The sequence below is a fragment of the Nostoc sp. LPT genome, from assembly GCF_017115165.1.
Classification (GTDB): Bacteria; Cyanobacteriota; Cyanobacteriia; order Cyanobacteriales; family Nostocaceae; genus Nostoc.
Genome location: NZ_JABXKF010000147.1, coordinates 1 through 13,624 on the forward strand (window position 1 = coordinate 1; position 13,624 = coordinate 13,624).

General features: G+C 40.5%; 13 protein-coding genes. 6 read left to right on the forward strand and 7 right to left on the reverse strand.

The genetic code is table 11. The features are described from left to right. Window positions 1–442: 442 nt before the first annotated feature. On the forward strand, window positions 443–754 hold the full coding sequence (locus tag HWQ58_RS28685; RefSeq protein ID WP_292870699.1) for a hypothetical protein: 312 nt from the start codon (window positions 443–445) through the stop codon (window positions 752–754). A gap of 237 nt (window positions 755–991) precedes the next feature. Beyond that, window positions 992–1,330 (forward strand): thioredoxin, encoded by a 339-nt coding sequence (trxA, locus tag HWQ58_RS28690; protein WP_292870665.1) that lies wholly within the window; start codon window positions 992–994, stop codon window positions 1,328–1,330. 53 nt (window positions 1,331–1,383) lie between these two features. On the opposite strand, the gene HWQ58_RS28695 is transcribed toward trxA, so the two are convergent. From HWQ58_RS28695 to HWQ58_RS28710, 4 genes are all read right to left on the reverse strand, one after another. Further along, the gene (locus tag HWQ58_RS28695) at window positions 1,384–1,917 is read right to left on the reverse strand and encodes a dihydrofolate reductase family protein (RefSeq protein ID WP_292870668.1); all 534 of its coding nucleotides are present in this window, start codon (window positions 1,915–1,917) and stop codon (window positions 1,384–1,386) included. Window positions 1,918–2,059: 142 nt separating this feature from the next. Further along, window positions 2,060–2,314, reverse strand: a complete 255-nt coding sequence (locus tag HWQ58_RS28700) for a TIGR03643 family protein (RefSeq protein ID WP_292870671.1) — start codon at window positions 2,312–2,314, stop codon at window positions 2,060–2,062. A gap of 37 nt (window positions 2,315–2,351) precedes the next feature. Further along, entirely contained in the window at window positions 2,352–4,151 is a 1,800-nt protein-coding gene (locus tag HWQ58_RS28705) for an ABC transporter ATP-binding protein (protein ID WP_292870674.1), read from the reverse strand. Window positions 4,152–4,230: 79 nt separating this feature from the next. After that, entirely contained in the window at window positions 4,231–6,009 is a 1,779-nt protein-coding gene (locus HWQ58_RS28710) for an ABC transporter ATP-binding protein (protein WP_292870677.1), read from the reverse strand. Window positions 6,010–6,223: 214 nt separating this feature from the next. Here HWQ58_RS28710 and HWQ58_RS28715 point away from each other — a divergent pair, with 214 nt between their 5' ends. Beyond that, the gene (locus tag HWQ58_RS28715; RefSeq protein ID WP_292870680.1) at window positions 6,224–7,285 is read left to right on the forward strand and encodes an L-histidine N(alpha)-methyltransferase; all 1,062 of its coding nucleotides are present in this window, start codon (window positions 6,224–6,226) and stop codon (window positions 7,283–7,285) included. Window positions 7,286–7,800: 515 nt separating this feature from the next. On the opposite strand, the gene HWQ58_RS28720 is transcribed toward HWQ58_RS28715, so the two are convergent. Together HWQ58_RS28720 and HWQ58_RS28725 are read right to left on the reverse strand one after the other, a co-directional pair. Further along, window positions 7,801–8,013, reverse strand: coding sequence for a type II toxin-antitoxin system HicB family antitoxin (locus HWQ58_RS28720; protein ID WP_292870683.1), 213 nt, complete (start codon window positions 8,011–8,013; stop codon window positions 7,801–7,803). Then, window positions 7,997–8,263 carry a toxin HicA gene (locus tag HWQ58_RS28725; protein WP_104908170.1) on the reverse strand — a complete coding sequence of 89 codons (267 nt, stop codon included), beginning with the start codon at window positions 8,261–8,263 and terminating at the stop codon, window positions 7,997–7,999. Before HWQ58_RS28725 ends, HWQ58_RS28720 begins: the two co-directional genes overlap by 17 nt. A 525-nt stretch (window positions 8,264–8,788) precedes the next feature. Here HWQ58_RS28725 and HWQ58_RS28730 point away from each other — a divergent pair. Together HWQ58_RS28730 and HWQ58_RS28735 are read left to right on the forward strand one after the other, a co-directional pair. After that, entirely contained in the window at window positions 8,789–9,559 is a 771-nt protein-coding gene (locus HWQ58_RS28730) for a pentapeptide repeat-containing protein (RefSeq protein ID WP_292870687.1), read from the forward strand. Window positions 9,560–9,668: 109 nt separating this feature from the next. Beyond that, on the forward strand, window positions 9,669–10,292 hold the full coding sequence (locus HWQ58_RS28735; RefSeq protein WP_292870690.1) for a TenA family protein: 624 nt from the start codon (window positions 9,669–9,671) through the stop codon (window positions 10,290–10,292). Window positions 10,293–10,559: 267 nt separating this feature from the next. On the opposite strand, the gene HWQ58_RS28740 is transcribed toward HWQ58_RS28735, so the two are convergent. Further along, on the reverse strand, window positions 10,560–12,179 hold the full coding sequence (locus tag HWQ58_RS28740; protein ID WP_292870693.1) for an iron uptake porin: 1,620 nt from the start codon (window positions 12,177–12,179) through the stop codon (window positions 10,560–10,562). 334 nt (window positions 12,180–12,513) lie between these two features. Between HWQ58_RS28740 and HWQ58_RS28745 the strand changes: the two genes are divergently transcribed. Further along, window positions 12,514–13,527 (forward strand): metal ABC transporter substrate-binding protein, encoded by a 1,014-nt coding sequence (locus HWQ58_RS28745; RefSeq protein ID WP_292870696.1) that lies wholly within the window; start codon window positions 12,514–12,516, stop codon window positions 13,525–13,527. The last annotated feature ends 97 nt before the right edge of the window (window positions 13,528–13,624 follow it).

Genomic DNA, 13,624 nt, shown 5'->3' on the forward strand with positions numbered 1-13,624 from the left:
TATTGAATTCGGGTGGTCGTTTATTGAATTCGGGTGGTCGTTTATTGAATTCGGGTGGTCGTTCATTGAATTCGGGTGGTCGTTCATTGAATTCAAGCAGTGGTTAGGGTGGGATAAAACCCAGATTCAAAGAACAACGTAGAGACTTGTGTGTACACCGTAGCCCCGTATGTATTGGGAAGGGAACTAAATTGGGAATTTCTCCCCAATACATTGGGGAGCCACTGCGTTGCGGAGGTTCCCTCCGTTATAGCAAGTAGCGTGGGATTAAGGGGGGTAATACAAATTCAAAATTCAAAATTCAAAATTCAAAATTAAGAAAGCCAGACAGAACAAAGGTTTGGGAGTATGTATCTGTCGCATTCTTTTTTCAAATTGGTGTAAGGATGTACTTCATTTAGATGCAAAATGCTGTATGTTAAATATTATTTTTGTAACCAGTATGGACTTAAAGTTTATCAAGAAAAAGATTTATACCTTTGTAAAAATTATATCTACAGTGCTTATAACAAGCGCAATTGGATTGGAATTGTGGAATATTTATGCAGTAATAACTAATATTAATGTGCCAAGTAGCCTTAATCCTATTTTTTGGATTGAGCGTTTTGCCATAATGAGCCATTTTATTGAGAGCATTATAGCAGCTTTTTATGCACCTTCAAGACAAAAGATGCCAATAAAATATGCTACTTATACTTTTTTTGTAGGCACAATTGGGTTGTTAGAACTGTTTGATCGGCAGGATGAGTATTGACGCTTCTACGCCTTGAAGGTATGGGTTTTTGGATTAGGTTGGTTGGTAGAATGTGTTATGCGATCGCACTCTACGTACAAAGATTTTAAGTTATTAAATATACCCTACCCAGCCCAACTCATCTGTAGGGTTTCCCAGTGAATGTAGGCAACTAATGAATCTGTCACTCAGAAGGGAGTATAGTTTGTATAGTTAGCTTTTTGCTGAAATTTTAGTTTGACACTAAGGAATTCAAAAATGTCTACAGATACTGACATAGTTGCTTACGTTGAAGAAAGTGAATTTGATGTTGTTTTAAATGGAAGTGAAGAGAAAGTTGTTGTTGTTGATTTTACTGCTACTTGGTGTGGCCCCTGTCGCTTAGTCAGTCCGTTAATGGATCAACTTGCCCAAGAATACAAAGGTCGCGCTAAAGTCGTTAAGGTAGACGTTGACAACAATAAGCCAATTTTCAAACAATTCGGTCTTCGCAGTATTCCAGCAGTTTTAATTTTTAAAGATGGTATTTTAGCAGAAACCATTGTGGGGGTTTCTCCTTACGAAGACTTTAGCAATGCTGTTCAGAAGCTTCTTTAGCTAATTCGTAATTCGTAATTCGTAGAAAATATCAATAAGAATTACGAATTATTTTAAATATTTTCTTGTCGCCTATAATGTGCTTGAAGTAAACCACTTGGATATTGTTGTGAGTTAATCAGCTCTAATTTTTCTTCATGGTTAGATGGTGGAAAAAGATGTATACCGCCACCTAAGATAATTGGAATAGTTGAAATAATATATTCGTCAATCAAGCTGTGCTGAAGAAACGAATTGATTAATTTTCCGCCACCAACTAGCCAGATATTTTTAAAGCCTTGAGCTTCTATATTAGCTAACGCCTGTTTTACTGGGTCAGAAACAAACACAACGTCCTCACGATCGGATTGGAAATTACGCTGGGTGAATACGAAGGATTTTTTTTCTGGATAAGGCCATCGGTCAAAACCCAGTCCTACTTCATACGTCTTGCTGCCTAAGATGATCGCATCAATCGATTCGTAGAAAGCAGTGTAACCGTAGTCTTCATCTTCTGTATCAAGGATTGATAGCCATTGAATTTTGCCATCGCTGCGAGCAATGTAGCCATCCAAACTAGCTGCAATATAGAGTGTAACTTTCGTCATTGTGCTTTGTGAATTTAGTAGTTTTCACTCAATTGATGCAAGCGAGCGCAGGCGTATTTTTTTACAGTATTTTAGCCTTTGATGATTTTGGACAATATTTTAATTGAACATATCACAAAATAGCGCTCGCTTACCCAATTACTTACGTTTTTTGATTGTGCGATTTAAACCGACCTACAACAAATTCTCGCCCAGATAAATGTTTTGTATTGCGTTTGGTGACTCGCTCTCGCCACATTTGGAAACTAGATTCCTTCATTTCGCGCCTCATTAGGGCAATTACCTGTTTCTCCAGTAGCCCAAACTGAGCCTCAATAGCATCAAAAGATGTTCTATCTTCCCATGCCATTTCAATGATGCGATCTATGGTTTGTGAATCGAGGTTAGGTAGCTTCATTTTTTGCTGGCAATTGGTATCGAGCTATATATCTATTTTACTTTTTGTTTTGAAGAACCGTTGTGTCTGCTGCACCCAGTTGCAGAGCATAAAGGTTGGCATAAACACCTTGCTGATTAACGAGTTCGGCGTGAGTACCCTGTTCTACAATTTCTCCCTGCTGAATTACTAATACCCGATCTGCTTGAGTAACTGTACTGAGACGGTGGGCAATTACGAAACTGGTACGACCTTGAAGCAAACGAGCGATCGCACTTTGCACTAGCGCTTCTGTGCGGGTATCGATACTGCTGGTGGCTTCATCAAGAATCAGAATTCGGGGATTAATTAATACCGCCCGAGCAATACTGATTAGTTGTCGCTGTCCTTGACTTAGGGGCGCTCCCCGTTCGCCCAATTGAGTTGTATAACCCTGTGGGAGTGAGGTAATAAACTCATGCACATTTGCCAGTTGTGCAGCCGCTTCGATATCAGCTTGAGTGGCGTAAGGAGCGCCAAAAGCTATATTTTCGGCGACGGTACCGGTGAACAAAAGATTATCTTGCAGGACGATGCCAATTTGACGCCGCAGACTTGCTTGAGTCACGCTACGCACATCAATATCATCAATTTTCACGGCACCGCCAGATACATCATAGAAGCGCAAAATCAAGTTAATAATTGTACTTTTTCCCGAACCAGTCGGCCCGACTAATGCAACCATCTGTCCTGGATAAGCGTGCAAATTCACTCCTTTGAGAACCAGTTGATCTGGGTTGTAGCCAAATTTGACATTCTCGAATGTCACCTCACCTTGAATAGGCGGCATTTCTGTGGCATCGGCTGCATCTTTGAGTTCTGACGGTTCATCTAGTAATAGAAAGATTCGCTCTAATCCGGCGAAAGCAGATTGAGCTTGAGTATAAAACTGGCTGAGAATTTGGATAGGGCGGAAGAATTGCTGGACGTAAAGTAAAAAGGATGTCACCACACCCACAGTTGCAGATCCTGTTACTGCCAGATAACCGCCATAGGCTAGCACGCCTGCGGTTGCTAGTGTGTTGAGAAAATCGATGGAGGGCAAAAAGGCTGAGGTAATTGCCACAGCCTCAACGTTGGCATCTCTATTGGCGGCGTTCAGAATGTCGAATTCTGCGATATTCATCTGTACGCGATTAAATGCTTGTGCTTCTCGCACGCTGCCAATATCTTCTTCTAACTTGGCGGAAAGCTCCCCAATAGTTTGTCGCGTAACGCGAAATCTGGCTCTTGCCCAACGTGCAAATAAGCTTGTGGTAAAAATCATCAGTGGCACAACCAGATTGCTCAATAAACCGAGTTGCAAGTTGATTGAGAGCATTGCAATCACAATGCCAACCAAACTGAAAGTGTTGCCTAGCATTTGGGCGATTGTCAGTCCAAATGCCTGATTCACGGTGTTGACATCATTCAGCAATCGGCTCATTAAATCGCCTGCTTCGCTGCGATCGAAAAAGCTAAGTGGCAGACTTTGGATTTTAATGAAAATATCTTGTCTCAGTTGAGCCAGTAATCGCTGCATAATCCAGCCGACTCGAATAATTTGACCCCGAATTGCTAAGACGCCAAGTCCATAGTTCAGCCCTAGTAGCCCTAACAACATCAGCAGTCCTTGCAAATTCCCTTGTGCAATCAAATGATCGATCGACCAGCCGATAAAGAACGGCCCAACTGCCTGGGTTATGGCACCAATGAATACTAATGTCAGGGCGATGGGAATTTCTTTGCGATAGAGTAGCACATATTCCAAAAAGCGCCGCAGGGTGGAAGGTTGCCGACTCGTTTGCTCAGATGCAACAACGGGAATAGTGCCTCTCATACAAATTTTGGATTTTAGATTTGGGATTAAAAGTCTTTATTACAAAGCTGTGAGCAAAATTAATTATGTTAATTGGAGATCATTTTTTCTCCTTTGGTTTTACCTGAGATTCCAAAATTACACCGTAAAGTGGGCTGGTTTGCATCAATTCCTCGTGTGTGCCTTGTGCTACCAATCGTCCTTTGTCTATGAGAAAAATGCGATCAGCATTCTGGATGGTGCTAATGCGTTGAGCCACTACAAAGGTTGTACAAGCTTTTTGGCGCATTAAGCCATCTAGTTCGGCTTGAATTTGAGCAGCGGTTTTGGCATCTACAGCCGAGGTACTATCGTCCAAAATCAGAATGCTGTAATCGGTTAGTAAGGTTCGAGCGATCGCAATTCGCTGCTTTTGTCCACCAGATAAGCCCACACCGCGTTCACCCACAATCGTCTCGTAGCCATTGGGTAGACCGCTAATAAAATCGTGCATTTGGGCGGTTTTTGCAACTTCAATCACCTGCTTTAAGGTGGCATCAGGTTTGGCGTAGGCAATATTTTCGCGAATTGTACCAGAGAAGAGGGTGGTTTCTTGAAAAACAATACCAATATGCGATCTGAGGCTTTTGAGTGTGAAACTTGTTACATCTCGTCCGTCAATGCGAACTGCCCCATTTGTGACATCGTAAAAGCGGGGAATCAGGTTCATAATTGTGCTTTTTCCTGAACCAGTCATTCCTAAAACGGCGATTAGCTCGTTAGGCTTGGTTTCAAAGGATACTTCTTTAAGAGCTTCAGTTGTCGCTCCTGGATAGCGAAAGGAAACATTTTCAAAGGTAATTCTACCACCGCAGGTGTCAAATGGGACAGCACCAAGGCGATCGCGAATTTCTACCTCTGCATCCACAACTTCATAAACTCGTTCTGCAGAAGCCGCAGCTTGAGAGATCGCAGGTGCGGCAAATCCAATCAACAAAATCGGTTGGAGTATTAACGCTAGGTAGGAGTTAAACGCCACCAGTTGGCCAATGGAGAACCGATTTCCAATCACCTGCGCTCCCCCATAGGCGAAAACTGCCAGTGTTACCAAATTACTCAGCAAAAAGATCAACGGGAAGGTAGCACGGATGGCGCTAATAGTCTTCATGTTTGCCTTGACTAGGCCATCATTCAGAGTTGTATAACGTGACCTTTCGGTTGACTCCCGCACAAAAGCTTTCACTACCCGGATTCCTAGCAAGTTCTCTTGCAATACAGCATTCAGGTTGCTCAGTTGCTCTTGTACTTGTCGAAAAAGTTTGTTATTTCGGTTGATGAATTGTGCCATCAACCATGCGGTCATAGGTACTACTGTGAGGGTAATTAGGGCTAATCGCCAGTTCATCACCAGCAAAACCACTGAAATACTCACCAATGTCACAATTGAACCGACAACCTGAATTAAGCTAGTGCCAATAAAGGTACGAATCTGCTCAATGTCGCTGGTGACACGGGTTAGTAGTTGGGAAGTCTGCGCCTGGTCATGAAAGCTGAAACTGAGATTTTGAATCTTGCTGAAAATTGTATTTCGCAGGTCATAAGCAACACCCTGAGACACTGCTTCTGCTAAATAGCTTTGTCCAAAGTTAAATACACCACGAGCGATCGCCGCAACTACCATCCAGGCAGCGCTATATAGCACAATTTGGAGATTTTTTGGCACGATCCCCTCATCAATTCCCCACCGAAATAGTTGTGGAGTGACAGCGTTAGCGATCGTCAGCAGCAACAGGCTGACTAATGCTCCCAGTGAAGTCCACCGATAAGTGCTTAAACTTTTTAGCACGCGCTGGGTTGACTTTATCAACGAAGTTTCCTGGAGTTCTGGTTGCTGAACCACTGCAATTCATCCCTGTATCTTTGGAAAATTATCTCGTACTTTGATTGTAAAAAACTAATTTCTTCTTTGAGAGTGGGGAATGTGAGATAGAGAACAGCCCTGTTCTTTGTGATGACAATTCCAGGTTTTGGGACAGTAGCATGGGAGAATACATTTTTAGCAAGCATTGCGGCTAATCAATTTCAAGACCGAAGAAAATCAAAGAACAAGAATAATGGCTCAAAACTTTCATAGCAATTCCCGACTTCCCTTAGATATTTCACCTGCTATCAGTCGCACAGCAAAGCCAAGTTCTGAGTTCTACTCTCTTTTTTCTGAAGAAGAAGTTTTAGGGATAATTCATGCATTAGAAGGCAGACGAGAAATCCCTCTCAAGTATTCGTATAAGGGGAGAGGTGCAAAAATTTGGGATGATTTTTACCGGAAATATGTTATTCCGAGATGGTATAGAAGAGCAAATGTAGAAATTGACCTTTTAAAAGATAATTTTAAATATCTGAATGGCAATATCAAAACTGGTGGAAAAGTAAATATTATAGACGTTGGTGCAGGTAATTCCTATCCTGTTAAAAAGTTTATCTCCAACCTAAATAAATTAGGAAAAGTTAATAAATATATAGCTTTAGATATTAGTGAACAATTGCTTCATCTATCCAAAAGTAATTTTATCAAATGGTTTCCACTAGTCGAGTTTATCAGCTCGACAATTGACATAGAAAGTAGTTCTGTTCCCAAAATTTTATTCCAAAATCAAGCTAGCCTTGAAATTTACGACACAGCAAAAATATTTTTGCACTTAGGAGTTACCATTGGAAATCATCAAAATAGAGAGGAGGTGTTCAAAAACTTTAGAGAGAGCATGGGAAAAAGTGATCTTTTAGTATTTACTAATGAAACTGGTTCTAACTCTAAATGGGACGGAATAGTTAGAGGTGGCTGCAAGTACCATGTAGAAGAAGTCTATGGATGGGTTAAAAAGAAAATTGGGATTAAATCTGAAGATTGCGAACTGGTAAGAAAGTACGATTTAAAAACAGATAGTATTGTTGCTAATCTAAAACTACGTCATGATTACACTATAAATTTTAGTCAAATGGGGATAGATAAAAATATTGAAATCTCTAAAGGTGAAGAGATTACTATTTGGCGACATCACAAGTATGAAATTCCTAAACTGTTACAAGAACTAGAACGTTCTGGACTACAACTTCTTCACTATACTACTAACAAATACAAATCACATATTATGGTGATTTGTAAGGTTGCTAGTAACTAAGTTCTTCACTTAGACTTGCTCTGTCATCTTCAAAATACTGAACTTACAGAACCTTGGCGTATACCGTGGTTCTCGCATGGGTAAGGTACAGACAAAAACAATTAACCACAGATGAATACAGATACTCGTAGGGACACGGCATTGCCGTGTCCCTAGCCATGTACCCATTCAAATGAGAATCACTATAACTTATACCGTTTCTTTGTAAAGCTGGGCCAAATTCTAACTTTTTTTCAACGCAAAGGTGAGGCAGCGCAGTCTTGGGGGTTTCCCCCATGAGCGACTGCCGACACAGAGGTTAGCGCAAAGGTACACAGAGGTTTTCTGAAGATAATTCGCTATGTCCCAAAATAATTAGGCGCATCTTCATAGAGAATTGGTATTAGATACGATAATAGCAGCCAGTAGAATTTTTTATGTCTTTTAGTGAAGATTTTTCTGATACGTATCTAAAGATGGTATTAAATATTTCTGAATAATGTGAAAAAATCAGTTTAACTTGGTTTGTATATCAACTAAATGTACATCAAACGCGGTCTAGGTTCAGGAACTGGACGCCCCAAATCCTTAGCAGTTTCTATCCATTCCTGCACAACTAATTCTACATTATGCAGGGCTTCTTGATAAGTATCACCGTCAGCAGCACAGCCTAATAACTCTGGGACTTCAGCAATAAAGGCTCGATCTAATTCACTCCAATAGAGAATAATTTCATACCGAAACATCATTTTTACTTCCTAGCTTATATTTGAGAATCACTGCCCGAACTTGTTTAATTTGATAGCTTTTGGCTTTTCCTTTTTTATGTTGCAGATTCAATATTTCCTCAACATCGGCTTTGACAAAAATACGATGATCGCCACGAATCCGTTCTTCAAAACCTAGTGTATATAAAAGTTGCCACAGTTGGGCGAAAGGGATATCTGTATCAGAAGTCCCAGAGAGAATTTTTTCTAAGAGTTTGTCTTGCTGACTCACGTTTTTCTGACTGCCTTAATATTTCTATAGTCTCATATTTATTTAAAATCAGGGTATCCAAAAGCAAATCTATCATTTTGCTCTTGAGCGAGAGCATCCTTGATGACAATGACTAATCCAGTTATCAGGGCAAGTTTTAGGCTTAGATACTACTCTACTAATTTACTTTATTTTAAAAAAGACTAATTATTTCGATGTTACAGATGCTTTCTTTGAAGCGATATTTTGCAGTGAGTTTAATTTGGTAACATGAGTTTCGCCTCTAATGGAGTGTATCATTTATCTTAATGAATGATGCTCATTACCCTTGTTACTGGGGTTATCAGTCTTAATAACGGCTCAATTTATACTTTTACAACTTTTCTACAATCCTTTAGCATAGCCTTCCACAGGAAAGGTATCGCCAATTTATCAGTGATGTAGACAACTACAGAGGGCAAATTGTTGAGATTGCTCATATCATAATGCTGAGGTATAAATCCATCTCAGTCAATCTTGTTACTGAGTCCAAAATATTACACAAATATGAAAAGCCAAATTCTAAGCGCAGTTGCATTTTTAACCACGATTAGTTTGACAACAACCGTACAAGCAGCAAATTCTGAAGATGTTAAACAGTTATTAGCAACCAAACAATGTCAAAACTGTGATTTGACAAGTGCAGGTTTAGTGATGGCTGACTTATCTGGAGCCAATTTGAGCGGTGCTAATCTCACAGGTGCTAACCTCAGCCGCGCAAACTTGAGCGGCGCAGATTTGCGGGGTGCAAACTTAAGTGGCGCGAGTTTATTTGGCGTTAACCTGAGCGAAGCTAAATTTAATGGGGCAAATTTGACGGGTGCTGATTTGAGAAATACTTATTTAGCAAATGCAGAACTAACTGGCGCTTACTTGAATGGGACTAACTTTCAAGGTGCAGTTGCGATACCATCACAAATTGCTTCACCAGCAGAATTTTATGCTTTGGGTGTAGCAGAAGGGCAAAAAGGCAACCAACAGCAAGCAATCAGTTATTTTAATCAAGCGATCGCAATTAAACCAGAATATGCAGATGCTTATCTAGCTCGTGGTGTCGCCCGTTACCAAATACTAGATAGACAAGGTGCATTCCAAGATGCTCAAGTTGCACAAAAATTGTTTACATCCCAAAACAACAGTACTGGAACCCTAACAGCCGAAGCTTTTATCAAAGAACTGCAAACGCCCGTCAATGAGAAGGTAAGTACTGGTAAGCCCAACTTCGTTGACTTTTTGGGAAGTATTGGCTCAGTCTTGCTTCAGTTCTTCCCTTTTTAAAGGGGATAATAACAAATGACAAATGACAAATGACAAATGACTGTTGCTACTATCTCCCTTTTTAATTTCAATAGGGGGATAATAACAAATGACAAATGACAAATGACAAATGACTTTATCTAACGAATTATGGGCAGCAAATCAAGACTTAGCCCAAGCTTGTCTAGAGCATCCTTTCGTTCGAGGCATTGGCGATGGTACTCTTGAGCGAGCTAAATTTGCTTACTACGTAGGGCAAGATGCTTTTTTTTTAGAAGCTTTTGCGCGTGCCTACAGTATCGCCGCAGCTAAAGCACCAGACTGGTTAGGTTTCACCACATTTCATAATTTAGCTAGTGGAGTTTTAGAAGAACTACGGCTGCATAGTAGCTATGCTTTTGAGTGGGGAGTCAATTTGTATTCTGTAGAACCTGCATCTGCCACCCGCCGCTATACTGATTTTTTGTTAGCAACTGCTTGGAGTAAAGATGTGGGTTTAACTGCTGCGGCGATGTCTCCCTGTATGCGTTTGTATGCCTTTTTAGGAGAAAAATTGGCTTATAACGGTATTCCTAATCATCAATATGCAGACTGGATTCGTACTTATAGCAGCGCAGATTTTCAACCACTAACACAACAATTAGAAAATTTGGTTGACAATTATGCCGCTACCAATTCTGTTGTGCATTCAACTTATCGTTATGCGATGTTTTGTGAACGCGACTTTTTTCAGGCTGCGTGGATGTTCAGTTGAGCAAATTCATATCTAGCAACCTTTTTGACCTTTCCTAACCGTCAAACTCACATTGTTTTAATACCAATTTGAAAAAATAATGTGACAAATAGACCATTTGTAGAGACGCGATTTATCGCGTCTTTAGCCAAGGATGTGTTGCAATCATTAATTGAATTGGTATAAGATATCAAGCCCGGTAAAAATGCTGAGTTCTATTTTTAAACCTATACACAAAAGAAAAGACGCAAAGGATAAATTTGCGTCTTCTTTTAATATTTTAAAAAATTAGAAACTGAATGTGGTTCTCAATGCACCAATAACAACATCATCATTAGTGTCGTTGTGATCTGGAGATGTTAACCAGATGACTCCAGGAGTAATGGTGATATTGTCACTCAGCTTATACTGGTAGAAAGCCTCAAGATGATAGGATGTATCAGGATCGCTATCCAACCCTGCGATGTTAGAACTTGTTAATTTAGGCTCCACACCAGCGATTATACCTGCTAAGTTACCTTTTTTACCGAGGTCAGGGAAGCCGAGAGTGACAGCATAGTTCCAAATATCAACATCTCCACGGGTTCCTCTTAAGCTTTGGCTATTGGTGTATCCAGCCCAACCACCCAAGACAATGTTATCAGTGATGCCAATGGATGCTTCGACACCGTAAGAATTACTGGAAAATCCTACTTGCTCTTCTGGTAAACCCTGGATAGCTGCTATATCCTGGAAAGTGGCGGCATTACTACCTGTGAGTAGTGGTTGGTTGTAGGAATTGATGTAAGTTAAACCGATAGAAATGCGATCGCTTGGTTTAACTGTCAACTGTGCCAACGCACCGTAAGAACCATTGAACAAACCATTATTGGGTGTAGGGTCATTAGCTGTACCACTCAAATACCCTAGACTCAGTGCCAATTTATCACTGAACTCGTGCGTTACTGCCAACCCTGCGCCATTTATTTGGCCATAAATTGGGTTGCGTGTACCAAAGGTGGACAAAGCACCAAAGGAGCCATCACCGTCAAAGAGATTGACAGTACTGGTAATATCATCTGCTGCGGCTGCGTTGGCAAGAGCAGTAACCTCTGTTCTTTCACCCAGAGGGAATTTGTAATACAAGGCATCTATAAAAGCATTAGTGGTACCATCACCAGCAAAGAATAAGTTACCCTCTGGTGTACCAATGTTAGGGCTGAGAATATTATTAGCTTGGATTCTAGTGAACAGCGTATCTTTCCCTGTAAAGCTGGTTACTAATTCTATCCGCGCCCGTAACCCTAAAGTTGTATTCTCATCTGTAATTTCCGCACCGTTGACTGTATTTCCTGACAAAACATCGCTGACAACTGCGATAACTTCTCCTTGCAGTTTGGTTGTAGTTGAAAACCGATTCGCCTCCAATTCAGCACTGCGTGCTTCTACTGCATCCACACGACCTCGGAGTGTCGCCAGTTCTGCAGAAAAATCTTTTTGCAATTTTTGTAATGTGGCTAAATCTTGTTTGCTAACTAAATCGCCAGTGGCTGTAGCAATAAGTTCGTTAACGCGATCGAGACAAGCATTCAAACCAGCAGCAAACTCATATCGCGTTAATGCCCGATTACCGCGATAAGTGCTATTTGGGTATCCTGCAATGCAGCCATAGCGCTCAACTAAGGATTGCAATGCTTGAAATGCCCAGTCAGTGGGTTGTACGTCGGAAAATTGAGATACGGAGGTAACTTGCGCCATTGTCTTATCTGGCGCTATGTTCTCAGCTTTTATGTCTGGATTAGCTAAAACTTGCGGTTGATTGATTTCAGACGTGTTGGATATTTCACCTGCAAATGTAGCAGTATTCACAAATAGCATGACACCGCAGATTGCTGGACTAACTAGCAGATATTTACAGAATTTTTGCATTTTTATCCTCACATTGCTCTCCAATTCACACCCAAACCACATTTTTTTTAAACGTGTATTTCATGAAAATATTTGTCAGTAATCTTATCAGAACTCAGCAACCTTTTTAACAAAAAAAGTCAAGAAATCCTAATTATTCAGGGAAAACTAAATTGCAGAGGGCTGTACCGTCTGAAAAAGTTTTGTTGTTACTCATTACACAGGAAACCCAAAATGATATTATGTCCTAAAAATGAGAATGAGAATTATTATAGTATAAAATTTAGAATACTTCCCATTGTCAATAGCGATGATGACAGAGGTAGAGCAAGCATCCGTTTTGAGGAGAAATATCATGATTGTGAATTGCAGAGAAATTAGAACAGGTAGGCAAAGAAGCGGCATCTTGCCCATAATTGCTCTGCTAATGTTGTCGATGGCTGCTGGGTGTAGCCAATCGAATCCAAATCAGGGAACAACTTCTGAACAGTCGCCGCAAGCACAGGAAGCTGCTTCTACCCCACAGGCACAGTCGGGAAAAACTAAAGTAGTAGCGACATTTTTGCCGATATATTTGTTTACTAAGGCAGTAGCTGGGGATGTGGCAGATGTAGAAATTCTAGTGCCACCTGGTACGGAGGTACATGAATACCAAGCGACACCAGCAAATGTCAAAGCGATCGCTACTGCTAAGGTGTTAGTAAAAAATGGTTTAGGTTTGGAGGAATTTCTGGAAGGTACTGTCAAAAATGCCCAAAATCCCAAATTAACTGAAATTGATGCTAGTAAAGGTATTAAACCTTTAAATGAAATTTCACCTGTCGTGAAAACAGCGCCAGATGCAAAAGACCACGAACATAGTCAAGGTAATCCTCACGTTTGGTTAGATCCAGTTTTAGCAAAACAGCAGGTAACAAATATTCGAGATGGATTAATTGCTGCCGACCCGGCGAACAAAGCTACTTACGAAGCAAATGCTACGGCTTATATTAAAGAATTAGAAACTTTAAACAGCGAATTTCAACAAACTTTGCAGAAAAATCCCAGTTGCACCTTTATTACCTTTCATGATGCGTTTCCATATTTAGCCAAACGCTATAACCTCAAGCAAGTTGCTGTGGTGCAAATTCCCGAAGATCAACTTTCACCAACAGATGTCCAAAATGCCGTTAACGCTGTGAAAAAATACAAAGTTAAAGCTTTATTTAGCGAACCAGGAGTAGATAATAAACTGCTGAACAGCCTCTCTAAAGACTTAAAAATAACTTTGCGTACTCTCGATTCTCTAGAAACTGGCGAAACAGATCCACAGCATTATTTCAAGGCAATGAAAGCTAATTTGCAAACTCTGGAAACATCGTGTAAATAGATTTGTCATTTGTCAGTTGTCCTTTGTCCTTTGCAAATGACTAATGACCAATGACCAATGACCAATGACCAATGACCAATGACCAATGACCAATGAC